16 protein-coding genes are annotated in these 20,083 nt (G+C 74.7%); 8 read left to right on the forward strand and 8 right to left on the reverse strand.

Features of this window, described 5'->3' with window-relative positions:
• Window positions 1-15: 15 nt before the first annotated feature.
• Entirely contained in the window at window positions 16-1,275 is a 1,260-nt protein-coding gene (locus DXZ73_RS32130; RefSeq protein WP_116214477.1) for a helix-turn-helix domain-containing protein, read from the reverse strand.
• Window positions 1,276-1,511: 236 nt separating this feature from the next.
• Here DXZ73_RS32130 and DXZ73_RS32135 point away from each other — a divergent pair, with 236 nt between their 5' ends.
• The 4 genes from DXZ73_RS32135 to DXZ73_RS32150 all read left to right on the forward strand — a co-directional run bounded on the left by DXZ73_RS32135 (window position 1,512) and on the right by DXZ73_RS32150 (window position 6,246).
• Window positions 1,512-2,717, forward strand: a complete 1,206-nt coding sequence (locus DXZ73_RS32135) for a YihY/virulence factor BrkB family protein (RefSeq protein ID WP_116214478.1) — start codon at window positions 1,512-1,514, stop codon at window positions 2,715-2,717.
• 199 nt (window positions 2,718-2,916) lie between these two features.
• Complete coding sequence (rsgA, locus tag DXZ73_RS32140) at window positions 2,917-4,008, forward strand: ribosome small subunit-dependent GTPase A (protein ID WP_425315883.1); 1,092 nt, start codon at window positions 2,917-2,919, stop codon at window positions 4,006-4,008.
• Between the two features lie 268 nt (window positions 4,009-4,276).
• Window positions 4,277-5,746 (forward strand): DNA-3-methyladenine glycosylase 2 family protein, encoded by a 1,470-nt coding sequence (locus DXZ73_RS32145; RefSeq protein WP_116214480.1) that lies wholly within the window; start codon window positions 4,277-4,279, stop codon window positions 5,744-5,746.
• Between the two features lie 2 nt (window positions 5,747-5,748).
• Window positions 5,749-6,246 (forward strand): methylated-DNA--[protein]-cysteine S-methyltransferase, encoded by a 498-nt coding sequence (locus tag DXZ73_RS32150; RefSeq protein WP_116214481.1) that lies wholly within the window; start codon window positions 5,749-5,751, stop codon window positions 6,244-6,246.
• Window positions 6,247-6,296: 50 nt separating this feature from the next.
• Here DXZ73_RS32150 and DXZ73_RS32155 read toward each other — a convergent pair whose 3' ends face one another.
• Window positions 6,297-6,779 carry a DUF456 domain-containing protein gene (locus tag DXZ73_RS32155; RefSeq protein ID WP_116214482.1) on the reverse strand — a complete coding sequence of 161 codons (483 nt, stop codon included), beginning with the start codon at window positions 6,777-6,779 and terminating at the stop codon, window positions 6,297-6,299.
• Window positions 6,780-6,890: 111 nt separating this feature from the next.
• Window positions 6,891-7,616, reverse strand: coding sequence for a helix-turn-helix transcriptional regulator (locus DXZ73_RS32160; RefSeq protein ID WP_162890402.1), 726 nt, complete (start codon window positions 7,614-7,616; stop codon window positions 6,891-6,893).
• 104 nt (window positions 7,617-7,720) lie between these two features.
• Between DXZ73_RS32160 and DXZ73_RS32165 the strand changes: the two genes are divergently transcribed.
• Both DXZ73_RS32165 and DXZ73_RS32170 read left to right on the forward strand, forming a co-directional pair.
• A complete protein-coding gene (locus DXZ73_RS32165; protein ID WP_116214484.1) occupies window positions 7,721-10,195 on the forward strand; it encodes a protein phosphatase 2C domain-containing protein in 2,475 nt (824 codons plus the stop codon).
• Window positions 10,196-10,520: 325 nt separating this feature from the next.
• Window positions 10,521-11,120, forward strand: coding sequence for an ATP-binding protein (locus tag DXZ73_RS32170; RefSeq protein ID WP_116214485.1), 600 nt, complete (start codon window positions 10,521-10,523; stop codon window positions 11,118-11,120).
• 33 nt (window positions 11,121-11,153) lie between these two features.
• Here the strand turns inward: DXZ73_RS32170 and DXZ73_RS32175 are convergent, their stop codons facing one another.
• Together DXZ73_RS32175 and DXZ73_RS32180 are read right to left on the reverse strand one after the other, a co-directional pair.
• Window positions 11,154-12,203, reverse strand: a complete 1,050-nt coding sequence (locus DXZ73_RS32175) for a DUF2637 domain-containing protein (RefSeq protein WP_116214486.1) — start codon at window positions 12,201-12,203, stop codon at window positions 11,154-11,156.
• 198 nt (window positions 12,204-12,401) lie between these two features.
• Window positions 12,402-13,259, reverse strand: a complete 858-nt coding sequence (locus tag DXZ73_RS32180) for a (2Fe-2S)-binding protein (RefSeq protein ID WP_116214487.1) — start codon at window positions 13,257-13,259, stop codon at window positions 12,402-12,404.
• A gap of 115 nt (window positions 13,260-13,374) precedes the next feature.
• Between DXZ73_RS32180 and DXZ73_RS32185 the strand changes: the two genes are divergently transcribed.
• On the forward strand, window positions 13,375-14,193 hold the full coding sequence (locus tag DXZ73_RS32185; RefSeq protein ID WP_116214488.1) for a GntR family transcriptional regulator: 819 nt from the start codon (window positions 13,375-13,377) through the stop codon (window positions 14,191-14,193).
• Window positions 14,194-14,230: 37 nt separating this feature from the next.
• On the opposite strand, the gene DXZ73_RS32190 is transcribed toward DXZ73_RS32185, so the two are convergent.
• The gene (locus DXZ73_RS32190; RefSeq protein ID WP_116216008.1) at window positions 14,231-15,034 is read right to left on the reverse strand and encodes a hypothetical protein; all 804 of its coding nucleotides are present in this window, start codon (window positions 15,032-15,034) and stop codon (window positions 14,231-14,233) included.
• A gap of 441 nt (window positions 15,035-15,475) precedes the next feature.
• Between DXZ73_RS32190 and otr(A) the strand changes: the two genes are divergently transcribed.
• Window positions 15,476-17,494 (forward strand): tetracycline resistance ribosomal protection protein Otr(A), encoded by a 2,019-nt coding sequence (gene otr(A) / locus DXZ73_RS32195; protein ID WP_116214489.1) that lies wholly within the window; start codon window positions 15,476-15,478, stop codon window positions 17,492-17,494.
• Between the two features lie 42 nt (window positions 17,495-17,536).
• Here otr(A) and DXZ73_RS32200 read toward each other — a convergent pair whose 3' ends face one another.
• Both DXZ73_RS32200 and DXZ73_RS32205 read right to left on the reverse strand, forming a co-directional pair.
• On the reverse strand, window positions 17,537-18,349 hold the full coding sequence (locus tag DXZ73_RS32200) for a hypothetical protein (protein WP_162890403.1): 813 nt from the start codon (window positions 18,347-18,349) through the stop codon (window positions 17,537-17,539).
• 20 nt (window positions 18,350-18,369) lie between these two features.
• The gene (locus DXZ73_RS32205; RefSeq protein ID WP_116214491.1) at window positions 18,370-20,070 is read right to left on the reverse strand and encodes a PucR family transcriptional regulator; all 1,701 of its coding nucleotides are present in this window, start codon (window positions 20,068-20,070) and stop codon (window positions 18,370-18,372) included.
• Window positions 20,071-20,083 lie beyond the last annotated feature (13 nt).

The raw sequence follows: 20,083 nt of genomic DNA on the forward strand, positions 1-20,083 counted from the left end.
ATCACACGCCCGCGGTCAGCGCGGCGGCGCCTGCCCGCGCGCGGCGAGGACAGCCGGTGCCGTCGACCCCGGGAGCAGCTCGCCCGGGCGCCCCGGCGACAGCAGCCGCACGTCGACGCCGTCCGCGAACCGGTACGGGCGATGCCCCAGCACCCCGCCCAGCGTGCGCCGCATCCGCGACATCTCCGCCCGTACGGTCACCGTGCGCGTCGGGTCGCCGAACAGGTCCGCCGCCAGCTCCGCGGCCGTCCGCCCCGCAGGGTGCAGCGCCAGGACGTACAACAGCTCCGCGTGGCGCGGGCTCAGCTCCTGCGACCACTGGCCCGCCGCGCCCGAGACCGTCACCGTCCAGTCGCGGGCGCGCCGCAGGTCGAGCACCACGCGATTCGGCCGGTCGTCCGGGTGCGGGGTCTCCGCCACCCGCACCAGCCAGCCGTCCGGCAGCGGTTCGAGGGAGCACAGCCCGAGCGACGGCAGCCACACCAGCCCCGGCTGCACGGACTTGGGCAGCGCGACCCGGCCCACCGGCACCGCCCCGGTCACCGCCGCGATCCAGCCCTCCCGATCGATGGCCAGTGCCCGCCCGCCGAGGCGCGAGAGCATCGGCGCGGCCACCGAACGCAGCCGCTCCACGGACTCCCAGTGCCGGGCGCGCAGTTCCCCCTCGGCGACCTTGGCGACGGCGGTCACCAGCGGAAGCGTCGCCGGGTTGAAGGCGGGTGCCGGACCGCTGACGTTCACGACGCCCAGCAGCCGCCCGTCGCGCGGGTCGTGCAGGGGAGCCGCCGCGCACGTCCAGGAGTGGTGGGTCCGTACGAAGTGCTCCGCGGAGTGCACCTGCACCGGCCGGCGCTCCACCAGCGCCGTGCCGATGCCGTTGGTGCCCACCCGCTCCTCGGTCCACGCGGCGCCCACGGCGAACTCCAGCCGGTCGGCGCTGCGGAGCGTCCCCCGGCTCCCCTCGCGCCACAGCACCCGGCCCTCGCCGTCCGTGACGACCAGCAGCTGCCGCTCCACGTCCACGAACGTGCCCAGCCCCTCGCGGAGCTGCGGCAGCAACCCGCCCAACTGCGAGGTGTGCCGCCGGTGCTCGACCTCCTCCACCGGCAGCGGGGGAGGGATCGCGGCGCCGTGGTCCGGATCGAGGCCGTGGAGCAGCGCCCGGCGCCAGGAGTCCCCGATCACCGGGCGGGGCGGAGCGGGAGGTTCACCGTCACCGAGGCATGCCTCGCGGACGGCCGGCAGCAGACGCGCATCGATGGTTCCGCGGTTCACGTTGCCATGGTGCCGCCGCGGGGCCCCGCATGTCGGGGCATCCGCAGGATTGCAACTCCATGCAACCGTTGCGGTCCGGCGGCGCGCGGGCGGAAGCTTGCGACGAGCGGCCGGAGGGTGGTGCCGAGTCGGCGCAGCATCACCCTCCGCCCGGGTCCCCACCGCCGCCGCGCCCCTCGGGGGCGCCGCCCGGCCACGGTGCGAACCAACCTGGCCAGGGCCGATACGGTTAGAGGGTGCAGGCAGCAAACGAACGATCGGGTCGGCGGAACGGCCGACTCCACAGGGCCAGGGTCCTGTACCGAAATGTCTCGAAACGCAGGATGGCGTGGCTGCTCCTCAAGGACACCGTCAACTCCTGCGTCGAGTACCGCGTCACCGGACTGGCCGCCGAGGCGGCCTTCTTCAGTCTGCTGTCCCTGCCGCCCCTGCTGCTCGGACTCCTCGGCCTGCTCGGCTATCTCGACGACTGGACCGGCACCAACACCATCGGTTCCATCCAGGAGAACATCCTCAAGGCGTCGGCGACCGTCCTCAGCGACAAGGGCGTCACCGAGATCGCCAAACCCCTGCTCCAGGACGTCACCAAGGGCCGCCCCGACGTCATCTCGCTCGGCTTCGCCATCGCCCTGTGGTCCGGCTCCCGGGCCGTGAACGTCTTCGTCGAGACGATCACCATCATGTACGGGCTGGAGGGCAAGCGCGGCATCGTCCGGACGCGGCTGCTGGCCTTCCTCCTCTACGTGGTCGCCCTGCTCATCGGGGCGGTGGTCCTGCCGCTGATGGTGGCCGGTCCCGACGAGGTGGTGAACGTCGTGCCCTGGAGCGCGGACCTCGTCCGCTTCCTCTACTGGCCCGTCCTGATCCTGCTCTCCATCGCCTTCCTCACCACGCTCTACCACGTGTCCGTGCCGGTCCGTTCGCCCTGGCGGGAGGACATCCCGGGCGCGCTGGTCGCCCTCACCATGTGGGTGATCGGCAGCCTCCTGCTGCGCATCTACCTCACCCACACCGTGGAGGGCCTCACCATCTACGGGTCGCTCGCCGCGCCCGTGGCCGTCCTGCTGTGGATCGGCGTCTCGGCCTTCGCCGTCCTCGTCGGTGCCGCGGTGAACGCCGCGATAGACCGGGTCTGGCCGTCCGTCGCGACGGCCGGTGCCCGCGCGGAGGTCGACCGGCTGCGCGCGGCCGCGCTGGCCCGCGAGGCCGCGGAGCGGGCCGCCCGGGCGCTGGAGGCGGGGCTGGAGGAGGACCTCGACGACGAGGTGGAGGAAGGCGTCGTGGGCCAGGACCGGGAACCGCCGTCGGAATTCCCCGAGCGCTGGGCGCAGTTCCTGCCGCCGGAGGACGTGCGCTCGCGCATCCAGCGCCCGGAACACCGCCCGAAACACGCCAAGACGGACTCTCCGGGCAAACACGCCAGGCCGAACGGCGGCCACTAGCCCCGCCCTTGCACCTCTGTCTCTCCGGTCCGTCCCTCCGGGCGGAAAACCAATGGCGGGCGTCGCCCCGCGGTGCATACGATCGCGTCGCACACAAGGTGCAGAAACAGGAGGTGAGGACCGATGACTGTCACGGCCACGGGCGCTGCCCGCACACGGAAGCAGGTATTGATCAACTCCCTCCTGAAGGACCATCACCTTGTCCGAGCTCACCGCTCCGCACCCCCTCGCCCGCTACGGCTGGGACGAAGGGTTCGCTGAAAGCTTCGCCCCCCACGCCGCCGAAGGTCTGACGCCCGGCCGGATCGTCCGCGTCGACCGCGGCCGCTGCGACCTCGTCGTCCCCGACGACGACGGCGTACGGACCGTGCAGGCCGACACCGCGCTCGTCACCACGGGCGACCCGCTGCGCATCATGTGCACCGGCGACTGGGCGGCCGTCGACCTCGCCCGGGGGTTCGTACGGGCGCTGCTGCCGCGCCGTACCGCCTTCGTACGCTCCACCTCCTCCCAGCGGTCCGAGGGTCAGATCCTCGCCGCCAACGTCGACCACGCCGTGATCGCCTCCTCCCTGGCCGTCGAGCTGGACCTCGGCCGGATCGAGCGGTTCCTCACCCTCGCCTGGGAGAGCGGGGCCGCGCCCGTGGTCGTCCTCACCAAGGCCGACCTCGTCACCGACCCCGTCGTCCTCGGCCACCTCCTCGACGACACCGCGACCGTCTCGCCGGGCGCGCGGGTCCTGGCGGTGAGCGCGGCGACGGGCGAGGGCGTCGACGCCCTCGCCGCGACGCTCGCCGGCGGCACGTCCGTGCTCCTGGGACAGTCCGGCGCCGGGAAGTCCACGCTCGCCAACGCCCTGGTCGGCGCGGATGTCCAGGACGTCCACGCCACACGGGACAGCGACGGCAAGGGCCGCCACACCACCACCACGCGCAACCTGCTGCCGCTGCCGGGCGGGGGCGTCCTCATCGACACCCCGGGCCTGCGCGGGGTGGGACTGTACGACGCGGACAGCGGGGTCGCGCAGACCTTCTCCGAGATCGAGGCCCTCGCGGCGGGCTGCCGCTTCCACGACTGCGGCCACCAGGGCGAACCGGGGTGCGCGGTCCTTCGGGCCGTGACCTCCGGCGAACTGCCGCAGCGACGCCTCGACAGCTACCGCAAGCTGCTCCGCGAGAACGAGCGGATCGCTGCGCGGACGGATGCGAGGCTCCGTGCGGAGATGCGGCGGGAATGGAAGCGGAGGCAGGCCGAAGGCCGCGAGATGTCCGCCCGCAAACGAGGCCGCTGACCGGGGCTCCGCGGCTCGGGCTCCGCCCGGGACCGTGCTCGGGTGCGGCCCGGCGGGCGCTTGTTCCCCAGCCCCGCCCCAGACCCCGAAGCACGCTTCGCGCACTGTCCTCAATTGCCGGACGGGCTGAGTTCAGCCTGTCCGGCAATTGAGGACGCGGCCGCAGGCCGCTCCCGCCGTAGGCGGCAACGGCGGGGCACTGCAAGCCCGAAACCTCGCGTCCGATTTCCGCCGGACCGCACCCAGCGGATGCCGCAGACTGGAACGCATGGACGACACCCCCGCCTCCCTCGACGACTCCCGTTATCAAGCGGTGAGCAGCAGGGACGCCCGCTTCGACGGAGAGTTCTTCTTCGGCGTGGCGAGCACGGGGATCTACTGCCGGCCGAGCTGTCCCGCGGTGACCCCGAAGCGGGTCAACGTGAGTTTTCATCCGTCGGCCGCCGCCGCGCAGGGCGCCGGGTTCCGGGCCTGCCGCAGGTGCCGGCCGGACGCCGTGCCCGGGTCCGCGGAGTGGAACGTACGGGCCGATCTCGTCGGCCGGGCGATGCGCCTGATCGGGGACGGGGTCGTGGACCGCGAGGGCGTCGGGGGCCTCGCGGACCGACTGGGGTACAGCGCGCGGCAGGTCCACCGCCAGCTCACCGAGGAGCTCGGCGCGGGCCCGGTCGCCCTCGCGCGGGCCCAGCGCGCCCACACCGCGCGGATCCTGCTGACGACGACGTCCCTGCCGGTCACGGAGATCGCGTTCGCGGCGGGGTTCGGAAGCGTCCGGCAGTTCAACGACACCGTCCGGGAGATCTACGCCTGCACGCCGACCGCCCTGCGCGGCCGTGCCCCGGGCCACCGGGGCCGCCCCGCGCCCACCGCGGCCGGCATACCGCTCCGGCTCACCCACCGGGGCCCGTACGCCGCGCGGGAGATCTTCGACCACCTCCAGCGGCACGCCGTCCCCGGCGTCGAGGAGACGCGCGGCGCCCCCGGTGCCCGCCGCTACCGCCGCACCCTGCGGCTCCCGTACGGCACCGCCGTCGCCGAGGTCCGCGAACCCGCCCCGGCGCACCGCGGCCACTGGCTCGACTGCCGCCTGCACCTGTCCGACCCGCGCGACCTGTCCACCGCCGTCCAGCGGATGCGCCGCCTCTTCGATCTCGACGCCGACCCGTACGCCGTCGCCGACCGCCTCCGCGCCGACCCCCTGCTGCGGCCGCTCGTCGACGCCCGGCCGGGCCTGCGCTCGCCCGGAGCGGCCGACGGCGACGAGCTCGCCGTGCGCGCCGTGCTGGCCCGGGGGAGGAGCGCGGAAGCCGCGGCCGAGCTCGCGGGCGGGCTCGTGACCGTGTACGGCAAGCCCCTCGCCGCACCGGACGGCGCCCTCACCCATGTCTTCCCCGACGCCGACACCCTCGCCGGTGCCGCACTCGACGACATCCCCGCGGCGCCCCGCCGCACGCTGCGCGCGCTCACCACCGCCCTCGCGGACGGCACGGTCCGGCTCGACCCGGGCGCGGACCGTGCCGACGCCGAACGCGCCCTGCTCGCCCTGCCCGGCGTCGACGCCCGGATCGCCGGTCACATCCGGATGCGGGCGCTCGCCGACCCCGACGTCTTCCTGACGGAAGAAACCGGCATACCCGTCGAGGACACCGCGGCCTGGCGCCCCTGGCGCTCGTACGCCCTGCACCACCTCCGGCTCCGCACCGCCGAGCCCCGCACCGACGCACCGAAGGACGCCTGACCATGCTCTACACCGAGATCGACAGCCCCCTCGGCCCGCTGCTGCTCACCGGCAGGCCCTCCGCGACCGCGCCCGGCGGCACCGCCCTCGTCTCCCTGTCCGTACCGGGACAGCACAACGGTGCCACCGTGCAGCCGGACTGGCAGCGCGACCCCGGCGCCTTCGCGGAGGCCGGACGACAGCTCGCGGCCTATTTCGCGGGGGATGCCAAGGACTTCGACCTCGAATTCGCCGTACAGGGAACGGAGTTCCGGCAGCGGGTCTGGGACGCGCTCGACACCGTCCCGTACGGCTCCACCACCACATACGGCGAACTGGCCGCCCGCATCGGCGCCCCGCGCGCCGCCGTCCGCGCCGTGGGCGGCGCGATCGGCGCCAACCCGCTGCTGGTGCTGCGCCCCTGTCACCGGGTGATCGGCGCGGACGGCTCGCTCACCGGGTACGCGGGCGGGCTGGAGCGCAAGCGGCTGCTGCTCGCTCTGGAGACACCACGCGCTTGACCACCCCGGTCAACCGGACTGGACGCGTTGTCAATCGACGGCGCGGGAGGTCACCCCCGCAGTACCGATCCGATCCACGCCCCCACGACCAGCAGACAGGCGAACAGTTCGACCAGGACGCTCGTCCCGAGCGCCCGCATCACATTCCGCGTCGACGCCCACGCCTCGCCGTGCCCGCCGAGCCGCTGCCGCTCCACCCCGTAGATCCCGGCGACGAAGCCCAGTGCCGCGCCCAGCAGCGGCACGAGGAAGAACCCGGCGATCCCGGCCGAACCGGCCACCAGAAAGGCGCGGCGGGTGATGCCCGCGCCCCTCAGCCGCCGGGGCGGCAGCAGCCAGATCACGGCCTGGTTCAGCAGCAGCACCCCCGTGGCACCGGCCAGCACGGCCCAGGCCAGGGCGGTCCGCGCGGTCATCGACCACCACAGCACTCCGGCCCAGACGATCGGCGGCCCCGGCACCCCCGGGGTCACCACGCCGAGCAGGCCGAGCAGCATCACCAGGCCGACCAGGACCAGCTGCCACGTCCCCATGGACCAAGGTTGCCGGAAGGCGCGCGGCACCGCTTCCGGACGATTGTGGCCAGCGTGGCCGGTAATCCCCCACCGGCGGCGCGGGGCGGTCCACGAGCGGGCCCGCGCAGGTCAGCGCCGCGCCGTCCAGCCCCGCTCGGCGGCGTGCCAGCCCAGCTGGAGCCGGGTGGTGACCCCGGCCAGCTCCATCATCCGCTTGACCCGCCGCTGCACCGTGCGCAGCCCCAGCCCGAGCTGCTTGGCGACGCTGGCGTCCGTCAGGCCGGCGAGCAGCAGGGAGAGCACCTCCAGATCGACGGTGTCCGGCCCCGCCCCCGGGATCTCGTACAGGGCGCCGTCCACGCCTGTCCGCAGGGGAAGCGCCTGGTGCCACACGTCCTCGAAGAGGTCGGCCAGCGACGTGAGCAGCGCGCCCGGGCGGACCACCAGGGCGGCCGGGGCGGCGGGCCCGGCGGCGTGCCGGGACAGCGGCACCAGCGCGACCGCGCGGTCGGCGACGACGAACTCCGCGGGCACCCGGCCGACGGCCCGGACCCGCGCGGCGGACCCGCCGTGGCCGGACCCCGGCGCGAGAACGACGGCGCGCGCCGGAGCACTGCGGTCGACAACTACGCGCTGGGGCACGCCGTTGACCGCGTCACCCGCGATGGGCCACGATCTGTCCGCCATCAGTGTGCAGATCTCGCGGGTGGCGGCGAGCCGCAGTCGCAACAGACGTTCGGCAATGGCGTGGGAACCGGTCACCAGTTCCACCGCGCTGTTCCCGGCGAGCCGTTGCGTCGGCTGCCCGCACCGCCCTGTCTCCCGGACGGCGTCCAGACCTATGGCACTGAGCAAGCGACATCCCTCCCCACAACCGCGTTTCGACTGCGGCCATCATCCCTGTGGGCGGTTCCTTCGTGCACTCTTCCCGTATGCCCCGAGGTGTGGACAATAAGGGCATGAGTCAGCAGGGGGATCAACGCTCCGGCCAAGAGGACGCCTGGTGGGGCGAGTTGTACGACAAGAATCAACCCGACACCGGCTCCGCCGCCGCGGACGACAGCCTCGACGAACGCTTCACCTCCGTCGCCTCGGTCGTGAGAGCGACGGGCGCCGTGCCCGAGGCGGAGCAGGCCGGACGGGCCGCGCGAGCGGCGCGGGACCTCGGCGGCGCCGAACCGCCCGGCCGGTCGGCTCCCCCCTCGGGAGGGCTCCCCTCGCTGTCCCTGGGCTACGGAGCACCGCACACCCGGGGCCTGCCCGGCCCTCCCGAACTCCAGCCGCCACCCGATCCCGTGGGCCCGCCCCCGCTCCCCTCGCCGGACCGCGCGCAGCGGATCACCAGGGACGTGCCCCCGCCCGATACCAGGGGGCAGGTCCCACCGCCCCGCGCCCCCGCCCCGCCGCCCCGGCTCCCCGAGCCCGCGGACCCCAGCGGCCCGACCGAGAAGCCGGTGAAGCTCCCGGAGTCCCTGCGGCCGGCCAATGTCGCCCGGCCCGCGAGCGCGCCGAGGCCCGTGAACGTACGGCGGCCGTCGCCCCGGCCCATGAACACCCCGCGGCCCAGAACACCGCTCCGCAAGCCGGAGCAGTCCGTGCCGCCGTCACGCGAGGCGCTTCCCCCCGCGGAGTCCCCCCGCCAGGAGGAGCCGCTCGAACCGCTCCCCGTACGGGACGCGCTCCCGTCCCCCGGTCTGCCGCAGCCGGACGAGCCGCTCCCGCCGCCGGCCCCGGAGCCCCGGGAGCTGTGGGAGGGGCCGCTTCCGCCCCGCCCCCCGCAGTCGCGGGAGCCCCTGTGGTCCCCGAAGTCCCGCGAGAACTCCTCGTCCCCGGCAAGCCCCCAGGGACGTGACACGCCCCCGTCCCAGGAAGCCGATCGGCCGCGGGAGCAGGACCCGGCCCCGGAGACCGGGCCGCACGGGGATCCGGCCCCGGACGCCGAGCAGCCGGAGGAGCCGCGGCCCGCGCGCCCGGAGCGCCGGGCGACGCTTCCGGCGCCGCGGAGCGAACGGCCGCGTGACGCGCAGCCGCGCGGGACGGCAACCCCGCGGAAGCCGCTGCCGTCCCGGTCCGACGAGACGCCGCCCGCGTCACGTCGCTCGCGCGACCCCGAGCCGCCCTCCGACCCCCGCCGGTCGCGCGGATCCTTCCCGTCCAACGGGTCACGCCCGTCCCGCGAGGCCTTCCCGTCCTCCGACTCCCGTCCGCCCCGCGACGCCCTGTTCCCCTCCGCCTCCCGGCAGCCGCACGACCCCCTCGCGCCCCCCGACCCCCGGCAGCCCGGCGACCCCTTGTCCTCCGGTCCCCGCCGGACGCGCGAACCCCTCTCGCCCGCCAAGTCGCCCCAGCCCCGCGACACCCCGCACCCGCAGACCATGCAGCCCTGGGAGACCCTCTTCTCCCCCCAGCCCGCGCCTCCCGAGGAGCGGGCGCCCCGGCTGCCGCTGGTCCCCCGACAGGGGCGGAAACCGGCCCGCGCGGCCGAGTTCGTGGGGGAGCGCCCGCCCACGTACGACGCCGAGCCGACCGCCTGGCCCGCCGGCGACCCCCGGGAGCTGGCGGAGGTCGTGCCGGACACCGTGCTGGACGGCGCGTGCTACGGCGCGGTGACCCTGCGCGCGACCTCGCTGCGCGGCGACTCGGCGCGCTATCGCGGCGAGCCGCGCCGCGACGCCCTGCTGACCACCCGGTTCGGTGACGGTGACGGCGCGCTGCTGTTCGTCGCGATGGCCAGCGGCACCCGCGCCGCCGGTGAGGCGCACCGCGCGGCACGGGACATCTGCGCCTGGCTGGGCGGCGCCGTGGGGCGCAGCCACGCCCGGCTTGCCGACGACATCCGCGGCGGGCGCCGCGGCGAGCTGCGGTCCGGGCTGCACCGGCTCACCGACCGCAGTTACGGGCGGCTGCGCGCCCGCGCCGCCGAACTCGGCCTGCGCCCCGAGGAGTACACCGCCGCTGTGCGCTGCCTGCTGCTGACCGCCGACCCCGCGTGCCGTACGCGCGTCTTCTTCGGCGTCGGCACCGGCGGCCTCTTCCGGCTGCGGGAGGGCGCCTGGCAGGACCTCGACCCGGATCCCGCGGAGCTCTGCCCGGGCCTCGAACCCGCCGTGGGCCAGGGCACGACGCCCGACGAGCGGATGACCATCGACCTGGGCATCCCCACGCCCGGCATCACCCCGGCCGTCGAACCGGCCGAGGTGCCGGGCGAGCCGTTCCGCTTCCGGGCGTCCGTCGCCCGGCCGGGCGACAGCCTGCTGCTGTGCAGCACGGGCCTGGCCGAGCCGCTGCGTGGCGAGCCCGAGCTGGGCAAGGAGCTCGCCCGCCGCTGGTCCGGGGGCGAGCCGCCGGGCCTGGCGGCCTTCCTCGGGGACGCCCAGCTGCGCGTGACGGGGTACGCCGACGACCGGACCGCGTGCGCGCTCTGGGAGGCGTAGCCATGTGTCCCGCGGGTTCATAGGAGAAGGAGCCGTCCAGCACGCGATCGGGCTGGGCGGCGTCGGCCGGATGCTCCGAATGGCGCGCGCCGGCCTTCGCGACGTACCGCGCCCCTGACCACGGAATGCCGCGCGGAAAACGTTAATCCGCTACAGGCCGACGGCATATTCGCGCGCAGCACGAGACGACTCGGCATTCCAGTCGTATCGCCATGTTGATGGGTCAACAGGAGTCGTCACCAGTGGGCCGGGGCATGCATTGTCATGAGTGTGCGTGAGCGTGTTCGATGCCGGGGCGCCGGGGAGGGGTCGGGGACAGGGAAGGATGAAACGGCGGACTGCGAGCTTGGCGGGCGCGGACGGCCACGCGGGCCGGGGAAGGGCCGCGGAGGGCATGGCGGCGAGCGGGGCGGGGAACGGGCGGCCGGAGAGGGAGGACGCGCGGGCGCCCTCGGTGCCGCGTTTCGAAAGACGGCTCGGGCGCCGGGACCTCACCGCGGTCGGCGAGGTGCGGGCACAGCTGCGCGCGCTGCTGGCGCACTGGGGCGCACCGGGGCGCGCGGACACGGCCGAGCTGCTGACGAGCGAGCTGGTCACCAACGCACTGGTGCACACCGACGGGGCGGCGGTGGTGACGGCCACGCTCACCGGTGACGCGGAGGCCCGGTCCAAGGGCCGACTGCGGGTCGAGGTGCGGGACTTCGTCGCGAGGCACCCGGCCCTGCGCGTCCCCGGGGCGCGTTCCGGCGGCGGGCCGGGCGACGGCCGGGAGAGCGGTGCGGAGGACGGGGCGTACGACATCGAGAAGACCGCGACCTCGGGGCGCGGCCTGCTGCTCGTGCACTCCCTCGCGGACGGCTGGGGCGTCCGCCCGCACGGCGTGGGAAAGGCGGTCTGGTTCGAGCTGGACGCCCAAGAGCCCTGAACCGCCGCGTGGCGACCCAGGGCTCTTGGGGGATCAGCCGAACTGTCGCTCGATCTGGGCGAGTTTGGCCTCCAGGGAGTCGAGTCGTGGAATGGCCTGGGTGTCGTCCTCGGCGGTGAGGTCGATCGGATCAGGGCCGCTCACCGCCTGGAGCGGACGCGCGCGTACGGGGAGCTGCCCCTCGGCCGCTATGGAAGGCTCCGCGCCGAGTTGCGGCGGCTGCGCGGCGGCGGGCACGGCAGGCCCGGTCACCTCCACCTGGCGTCCGGTGCGGGCGCGGCCCCAGCCCCGGTGCTGGCGGTTGTAGGCCTTGATGCGGGCCCGCTCCAGCTTGCCCGCCTCGCGCCGCCTGACCCGGTCCCGCTCCATCTGCCGCTTGTCCTCGCGGACCTCCTCGACCGCCTCGTCCAGCGTCCGCACGCCCTCCAGGAGCATCAGCGACCAGGCGCCGAAGGTCTCGCGGGGGGCGCGCAGCCACCGGACTATGCGGATCTGGGGGAGTGGGCGGGGCACGAGTCCCTGCTCGCGGAGCGCCGCCCGGCGGGTCTGCTTGAGCGCGCGGTCGAAGAGCACCGCGGCCGAGAGGGACATGCCGGCGAAGAACTGCGGCGCTCCCGCGTGGTCCATCCCCCGTGGCGCGTGCACCCAGTTGAACCAGGCCGCCGCGCCCGCGAAGGTCCACACCAGCAGCCGGGAGCCGAGCGCCGCGTCACCGTGGCTCGCCTCGCGCACGGCGAGCACCGAGCAGAACATGGCGGCACCGTCGAGACCGAAGGGCACCAGATACTCCCAGCCGCCCGTCAGGCCCAGGTTCTGCACGCCGAAGCCCACCAGCCCGTGGAAGGAGAGGGCGGCGGCCACGGCGGCACAGCAGAAGAGCAGTACGTACGAGGCGCTGCCGTAGATGGCTTCCTTGCGGCGCCTGCGCTCCTCGGTGCGCTCCCAGGAATCCGTGGGAGCCCCCGTGTCGTCCGCGCCGCCGTTGCGGCCGCCGCGTGCGAGCACCGTCACCGCCACCACGGCCCCGGCGAGCGCCACAACACTGGGGAGCATCCAATTCAGCGGTATATCGGTCACTCTCATCTTGCGTCCCTTGCATAGCTGTACGGCCTTTCGCGCGCCATCCTGACGGAATCGGACCGTTCGCCAAAGGGTTTCCGAGCAACTGCCGTCCAATGGACGCCGAGGGCATACAGATAGGTGTGGGAGTATTCGAACGCCGCCCAGCGAAAAGGGAATTGCGTTCGCTTCACTCCACCCGATCGAGTGGTGTGAAGGTAATCAGCTTGTGGTCATACGTGCTACTCGTACGTCATCCCCGGTACGGGGGCAGGTGAGACAGGTGTCATCGGGGCGCAGCGTGTAGAAGAGGCAGCAGCTCGCCCGGTCGCGGGTCCGCAGGGATTCGCCCGTGGGTCCGGTCAGCGCACGGAAGGCCGCCCCGCCCGCGTACGGAGGGGTGGACCCCGGCAGCAGCAGCTCCAACTCCCGTTCCGCGCGCCCCTCCTCGCCCAGCAGCCCGCCCATTCGCCAGAGGCCCTCGGCGAGTTCGTCCGTCGCCATGCCCCACAGGGCGCGCGAGCCGCGCCGCATCCGCGGCCGGAAGGCGGCCAGCACCGGTGCGAGGTGTTCGGCCACCGCCTCCCGCACCCGGGCCCGCAGCGCCTCCTCGTCCGCGACGACCCGGGCGCCCGGCCGCGCCGCCGCCGGATCGTCGGCCAGGCAGGCGAACTCGGTGATCCGGGCCGTCATCCGGCCGTGGACCCGGTGGTAGGAGACGGCCTCGACGGGCAGCCGCACCACCCGGCGGCACAGGAACCAGGGGACCGTCACGAGCAGGCAGAGCGGCCAGGCGTAGCGGTGCAGCCCGAAGCTCGCGACGACGTCCGGGCGGGCCCGCTCCCCGTGGTCGCGCAGGATCTGCTCGTCGTCCCACGCGAGGAACGCGTCGAGCTCGTCGCCGCCCGCCGCGAGCCCCGCCGCCGTCACCCAGCCGTCCCCCTGCCGGGGCGGCTCCACGGTGACGGTCAGCCGGGGGAACACCTCGGCGAGCCGGGCGTACGCGTCGCCGACGGGACACTCCCGGGCGGGTGACGGAGGGGGCACGTGCGAGAACGGGGCAGCCGGGGCGGAAGGCATGCGAGGACCACCGAATCGCGATCGTTTACAGGCAAGCCTTACCTTACCCGGATGGATCGGGGTTTGAACTGTCAGAACGGCCGCCTATGGTTCGGATGGACACAGGAGGACCCCAATGGAGCAGGGCAGACCCCACGGCGCGCCGCCGCGGCCCGGTACCGGCGCGCCCGGACAGGCCATCGCGTCCGCCACGCACACCGCGCCGACCGGCCACGTCAGGGGCGAACACGTCCACAGCCAGGAGGCGTACGGCGAGGACGCGTACGGCGCCCCCGCCGCCGTCCCCGCGCCGCGGCCCGCTCCCGCACGCCGCATGCCGCAGCGCTACTCCGTGCGCGGCCAGATCCTCGACGCCCTGCGCAGGGCCCTGCTGAGCGGCGAGCTGATACCCGGCGAGGTCTACTCCGGACCCGCGCTCGGTGAGCGCTTCGGCGTCTCCGCGACGCCCGTCAGGGAAGCGATGCAGCAGCTGGTCCTCGAAGGCGCCGTCGAGGTCGTCCCCAACCGCGGTTTCCGCGTCACCCGCCGCACCGCCCGCGACATCGCCGAACTCGCCGAGGTGCGCGCCCTCCTGGAGGTCCCGGCCGTGCTCCGCCTGGCCCGCACCGCTCCGGCGGCGCGCTGGGCCGGCCTGCGGCCGCTCGCCGAGACGGCCGCCGCCGTGGCGGCGACCGGCGACCGGGCCCACTACGCCGAGGCCGACCGCGCCTTCCACCGCGCGCTCCTCGACCTCTCCGGCAACCGCCAACTGGTCACGGTCGCCGAGGAGCTCCACCGCCGCGCGCAGTGGCCCGCCGCCCACGGCCTCGCCGTCCGCACCTCCTGCCTCGTCGCGGACGCGGCCGAACACCTGGCCCTGCTCGACGCCTTGGCGGCGGGCGACCTGCCGAGGGTCGAGGCGCTGGTGACCGGGCACTTCACGGGCGCGCGCTGAGCGAAGGGCCCGGCCCGGTCCCGTACGGCCGCGTGCGTCAGTCCGGTGCCGCCGTCGGGGACAGCCGGTCCGCCAGCCACGCCGGGACGCCGCCCAGGAGCCGCACGAGCCGGCGGGCCTCCTCGCGGAGGCGGGCCGCCTCGTCCGCGTCGGGCAGGACGGCGGCCAGCGACGCCAGCGCCGGGGCGATGCCGACCAGATAGCCCAGCTCTTCCCTTATGCGAAGCGACTCCGCGAACCCGTACCGGGCCTCGGCGAGCTTGCCGTCGTGCTCGGCCATGGCGGCCACGTGCCGCCAGGTGAAGGACAGCAGGAGCCGCTGACCGTGCGCGGTCGCCCCCGCGTGGGCGCGCTGGAAGGCGGCCGTGGCGTCGGAGGGGTTCTCGGACAGGTGCTGGGCGATGAGCCCCCGCCGGAAGTTCAGCAACGGCCGCGTCGGCGAGCCGGGAGCCAGCAGCGCGGCCGCCCGGCCCAGTGCGGAACGGGCCTCGTCCGCCCGGTCCCGTACGCCCAAAAGGGTGGACGCGTAAGCGAGATGCCCCCGCTCGCAGGCCGCCGCGCCGCGCTCCTCGTCGTCCGTGGCGAGCGCCTCCGCGGAGCGCAGCGCGTCCTCGGCGGCCCCCCAGCCCTGCGCCGTGAACACGCACCGCTCGATCAGCACCGCCGTCCGCCGCAGTGCCGCGTCCGGCTCCTCGGCGGCGCGCGGGGCGAGGAGCGCGGCGGCGTCGTCCCAGCAGGCGCGCGACCGCAGTCGCCATACGGCTCGTTCGAGAGGATCGTCCCCTTGCGGGTCCGGCCCCTGTGGTCCTCGTGGCTCCTCCGACAACCCAGAATTCCGCATGGCGGTATCCGCCACAGTGCCCTCCCCAAGCGCGCCGTCGAGCTGGAAGCCGTGACCCGAATCTCAGCACGAAGACCCTGACGCGGCCAAGGGTCAGGTGTGAAGCAATTCACAAAGGACGACCGACTTCCAGCGGTAGCCGAAGATTACCGGAGAGTGAACGGCCCTATGAGCGGCAGGGTGCTCATGTGGTGCGGGCGAGGGGTGCCGGTTCCGGCGCTCCCCGGCGTCCGGACGCGCTGCCCGCACCGCCCGGCCGGTGCCTCTCCCGGCGCGATAAATGCCTCGATCCGGAGGGGGGTTGGCTGGCAGGATGGCCGACGCGTGCGCCACTGCGGGCGCGGAGAACCTCAAGAGCCTCAGGAGACACGGGAATGCGCCGAAGCCTCGGAAACCACCAGCGCCCTGACCGGACGACCGTTCCCGAGGACTTCTTCGCGTATGCACACCACCAGCAGCACCCGGCGCACCCGGAACACCGGGAGTGACACCCGCCGCAACCTCAACATCGGCATCGTCGCCCATGTCGACGCCGGCAAGACCAGCCTCACCGAGCGCCTCCTCTTCGACGCCGGCGCCATCGACCGGCTCGGCAGCGTCGACGAGGGCAGCACGCTGACCGACAGCGGCGAGCTGGAGCGCCGCCGCGGCATCACCATCCGCACCGCCGTCGCCCCCTTCCGCGTCGGCGACCGCCGCGTCAACCTCATCGACACCCCCGGCCACGGCGACTTCATCGCCGAGGTGGAGCGGGCCCTCGGCGTGCTCGACGGTGCCGTGCTCGTCCTGTCCGCCGTCGAGGGCGTGCAGGCGCAGACGCGCGTCCTGATGAAGACCCTGCGACGGCTGCGGCTGCCGACGCTGATCTTCGTCAACAAGACCGACCGCGCCGGGGCCCGCCACGCCGGGACGCTGGCCGACATCCGCCGTCGGCTGACGCCCGGCGTCGTACCGATGGGCGCGGTCCGCGGCATCGGCACGCCCGGCGCCCGCACGGCCCCGGGCTCCTTCGCCGACCCGGCCTTCCGTGACACGGTGGCAGAGGCCCTGGCCGAGGCCGACGAAGCGCTGCTCGCCCGGCTCGTCGACGGCGCGCCGCCCGGCGCCGGGGAACTGCGGGCCCTGCTCGCCGACCGCACGGCGCGCGGCCTGGTCCACCCCGTGTACTTCGGCTCGGCGCTGTCCGGGGACGGCGTCGCGGCACTCGTCGACGGCATCGTCACCTACCTGCCGGAGCGCCCGGCCGAGGGCGCCGGGCCGGCCGGCACGGTCTTCGCCGTGGAGCGGGGCGCGTCGGGTGAGAAGACCGCGTATCTGCGGCTGTTCTCAGGAGAATTGACGGAGCGTCAGCACATTACGCTGCACCGGCGCGAGGCGGACGGCATCCGGACCGAACACTCCGGCAGGATCACCGGCCTCGACGTGATCGGCGCGGATCCGGGCGAGCGGCGCCGTCTCACCGCGGGCGACATCGCCAAGGTCCGCGGCCTGCCGCGGGTCAGGGTGGGCGACCGGCTGGGGACGGCGGAGGGCGGCGCGCGGTCCGAACCCCACTTCGCGCCGCCCGGCCTGGAGACGGTCGTACGGCCCGTGCGCCCCGCCGACGCGGCCCGGCTGCACTCCGCGCTCACCGCCCTCGCCGACCAGGACCCGCTCATCGGCACCCGCGCCCTGCCCGCCGGGGGCGGTACGTCCGTCCTCCTCTACGGCGAGGTGCAGAAGGAGATCATCGCGGCGACGCTCGGCGAGGAGTTCGGCGTCGACGCGCTCTTCGAGCCGAGCAGCACGGTCCACCGGGAGCGGCCGGCCGGCAGTGGCGAGGCGTACGAGCAGATCGAGCGGCACGGCGGCCACGACTTCTGGGCGACGGTCGGCCTGCGCGTCGAACCCGGCCCCCCGGGGTCGGGCACGGTCTTCCGCCGCGACACCGAACTCGGCGCCCTGCCGCTCGCCTTCGACCGCGCGATCGAGGAGACCGTCCACCGCACGCTCGCCCAGGGCCTGTACGGCTGGCCGGTCACCGACTGCGTCGTCACCCTGACCCGGTCGGGGTTCGTGGGACCGGTGAGCACGGCGGCGGACTTCCGCCAGGTGACTCCGCTGGTGCTGATGCGGGCGCTGGCGGAGGCGGGGACGGGGGTGTACGAGCCGTGCCATTCGTTTGAACTGGAGGTTCCCTTGGGGGCGTTGAGCGGGGTGAGCGGTGCGCTCGCTTCGGTGGGTGCTCAGCTCTGCGACACGGAGGTGGGGGGCGCGGCTTGTGTTCTCAAGGGGCTGATCCCGGCGGGCCGGACCGCGGAGCTGGAACGGCGCCTGCCCGCGCTGGCTCATGGCGAGGCGGTGTGGTGGTCGACGCCGGGCGAGGACCGCCGCTACGTGGGCTCACCGCCGGTGCGGGCTCGTACGGACGGGAACCCGCTGAATCGGGCGGAGTACATGAGGCATCTGACGGGGGCGTGACGCGTGACGCCTGTGGCGGGAGCGCCCTGCGGGTCGCACCCTTCAAGCGATCACAAAAGGATCCGCCCCCACCAGCCACAACCCATAATTGCCCGTCAGTGCCAGCCCCGGCGCGCCTGCCATCCAGAAGAGGAGTACGTCGCCGGCGAGCCACATGACGCGGGTCGGGACGACGACCCGTGACGGGTCCGCGGGGTCGTAGCGGATCTCGCCGTTGTGTGAGGCGTGGCCCGAGACGTGTCGGTAGTCCATCCCGTCGAGGGCGCGGAAGCGGTACGTGTACTGCTTGCTGCCCTCGGCATCGGTCCGGACCTGCGGTGGGCCGGGGCGCACGGTCACCCCGCGACGCCGCACGAGCCAGCGGGTGCGCAGGTTGGCGACGGCGGCCCACCAGTACAGCAGGGCGACGCCGAGCGTGCCGAGCGGCCAGGCGAGGAGCTCCTTCGGGCTGTCCGCCAGGAGGAGGGTGAGCGGCACGCTCACCAGGACGTACGCCACCGCGGCCGGCACGATCGCGTTGCCCCGCGTCACCCGGTCCAGCCACGCCCACCCGGCGCGCGCGTACGACACCGGCCAGGGCTCGGCCGTCTCCTGCCGTACGGGCGAGCCGGTGCGGTCCGCGCGGCGGGCCCCGTCGATCTCCGCGCGGAGCGCGGCCAGAGCCGCCGGATTGCGGTGATGGATCGTCAGCTCCAGTGGCTGCTCGACCAGATGTAGCGTCAGCTCCGATCCGGAGACGCTCGCCGACCGCACCTGGGCGCCCGGCATCACCGTGGTCACGCGGCCCCGCCGCACCCGTACTTCGTGCCGCTCGACCCAGATCCGGGTGCGGCCGTCCTTGATCACTACCCCCATGGGGCCCAGGCTACCCGCGGTCAGCTCATGCGCAGGGCCAGGAAGAAGTCCAGCTTGTCCTCCAGGCGCGACAGGTCGCGGCCCGTCAGTTGCTCGATCCTGCCCACCCGGTAGCGCAGGGTGTTCACATGCAGGTGCAGGCGCGTGGCGCAGCGGGTCCAGGAGCCGTCGCAGTCGAGGAACGCCTCCAGGGTCGGGATCAGCTCGGCGCGGTGGCGGTTGTCGTAGTCGCGCAGAGGGTCCAGGAGGCGGGCGGTGAAGGCGCGGCGCACGTCGTCGGGCACGAAGGGGAGCAGCAGTACGTGCGAGGCCAGCTCCTGGTGGCCCGCGGCGCAGACCCGGCCCGGCCGGGCGGCGGCGACGCGGCGGGCGTGCCGGGCCTCCTCCAGCGCGCCGCGCAGGCCCTCCGCCGAGTGGACGGCGGCGCTCACGCCGAGCGTGAGGCGGCCGTCGTCGTCGAGCCCCCGGGCGAGGGGCTCGCGGACGGCCGCGAGGAGGGTGTCCGCGTGCAGCCCGGGGGCGGCGGCCGGAGCGGCGTCCTCGGGCTCCAGGCCCTCCGGCCGGGTGGGCAGCGCGGGCAGCGGCACCAGCGCCACCGCCTCGTCGCCGAGGTGGGCGACCGCGATCCGGTCGGACGGTTCGGTGCCGGATGCCTCCGGGTCGACCAGGACCTCCTCCAGCAGGGCCTGGGCCACCGGGCCGCCGGGGATGTCGCCGCCGTCCCACTCGACCCGGGCCACGACGACCTGCCAGTGCGGGGCCGTGCCGAGGCCCGGCAGCAGCACGGGTGCCGCCACCCGCAGCCGGGCGGCGATCTCGGCCGGGGCCGCCCCGGTCTGGACCAGTTCCAGGACCTCCTGGGCGAGCCGGCGGCGCACCGTGCGGGCGGCGTCCCGCCGGTCGCGCTCCACCGCGATCAGCTGGGTGACACCGTCGAGCAGGTCGAGGCGCTCGGCGGGCCAGTCGCCGGCGTCCGCCTCGACGGCCAGCAGCCAGTCCGACAGGACGCTCTCCCGGACGTCGCGGGCGGCGCCGCGCCCGACACCGCTGATGGGGAAGAGGGAGTACGTGTTGCCCCCGGCGCTGACCCGGTGCGGGCCGCGGCGGCCGGTGCGCGAGGCGGCCAGGTGCTCGCCCGCGAGCGCGGCGCAGACGGCGGCGGGCAGCTCGGGCCCGGCCCCGGCCAGCGAGGACCCGGCGATGGGGCGGCCGGTGGGGGAGAGGACCCAGGCCCGCAGGTCCAGGTCGGAGCCCAGGAGGTCGAGGACGACCTCGGGGCCGCCGCCAGCCGGGCCGGAGGTCATCAGCCGCCGGTGCCGCTCCACGACCGCCGCCAGGTCACCGGCCCGCTCGCTGGAGACCTGCCGCACCACGTGCTCGGTGATGGACGCGAACGACACGTCCTCGACCACCGAGAACAGCGGCAGCCGGTGCCGCGCGCACGCCTGCACCAGGTCGTCGGGGATCGACCGCATCTCGGCCTCGCCCGCCGCGAGCCCGGCCACCCCGGCCGCCGAGAGGATCCGGACGAACCGCTCGGAGTCCTCCGGCTCCCGCCGCCACGCGAGGCCCGTGAGCACCAGCTCGCCGCCCGAGAGATACCGGCTCGGGTCGCGCAGGTCGGTGGTCATCACGCCGCGCACGGAGCGGTCCAGCTCGTCCTCGCCGCCGAGCAGCCGAAGGCCCAGGGTTTCGGTCTCCAGGAGTGCGCGCAGCCGCATCGTGGTCGCCGCC

The sequence above is a fragment of the Streptoverticillium olivoreticuli subsp. olivoreticuli genome, from assembly GCF_003391135.1.
GTDB lineage: Bacteria > Actinomycetota > Actinomycetes > Streptomycetales > Streptomycetaceae > Streptomyces > Streptomyces blastmyceticus.

What these genes read in the sequence shown, in the direction of transcription:
- DXZ73_RS32145 (WP_116214480.1), top strand. Translation starts at nt 4,277, where the DNA reads ATGGACGACACCCCCGCCTCCCTCGACGACTCCCGTTATCAAGCGGTG.
- DXZ73_RS32150 (WP_116214481.1), top strand. Translation starts at nt 5,749, where the DNA reads ATGCTCTACACCGAGATCGACAGCCCCCTCGGCCCGCTGCTGCTCACC.
- DXZ73_RS32155 (WP_116214482.1), bottom strand. Translation starts at nt 6,779, where the DNA reads ATGGGGACGTGGCAGCTGGTCCTGGTCGGCCTGGTGATGCTGCTCGGC.
- DXZ73_RS32165 (WP_116214484.1), top strand. Translation starts at nt 7,721, where the DNA reads ATGAGTCAGCAGGGGGATCAACGCTCCGGCCAAGAGGACGCCTGGTGG.
- DXZ73_RS32170 (WP_116214485.1), top strand. Translation starts at nt 10,521, where the DNA reads ATGAAACGGCGGACTGCGAGCTTGGCGGGCGCGGACGGCCACGCGGGC.
- DXZ73_RS32175 (WP_116214486.1), bottom strand. Translation starts at nt 12,203, where the DNA reads ATGAGAGTGACCGATATACCGCTGAATTGGATGCTCCCCAGTGTTGTG.
- DXZ73_RS32180 (WP_116214487.1), bottom strand. Translation starts at nt 13,259, where the DNA reads ATGCCTTCCGCCCCGGCTGCCCCGTTCTCGCACGTGCCCCCTCCGTCA.
- DXZ73_RS32185 (WP_116214488.1), top strand. Translation starts at nt 13,375, where the DNA reads ATGGAGCAGGGCAGACCCCACGGCGCGCCGCCGCGGCCCGGTACCGGC.
- DXZ73_RS32190 (WP_116216008.1), bottom strand. Translation starts at nt 15,034, where the DNA reads ATGCGGAATTCTGGGTTGTCGGAGGAGCCACGAGGACCACAGGGGCCG.
- DXZ73_RS32200 (WP_162890403.1), bottom strand. Translation starts at nt 18,349, where the DNA reads ATGGGGGTAGTGATCAAGGACGGCCGCACCCGGATCTGGGTCGAGCGG.
- DXZ73_RS32205 (WP_116214491.1), bottom strand. Translation starts at nt 20,070, where the DNA reads ATGCGGCTGCGCGCACTCCTGGAGACCGAAACCCTGGGCCTTCGGCTG.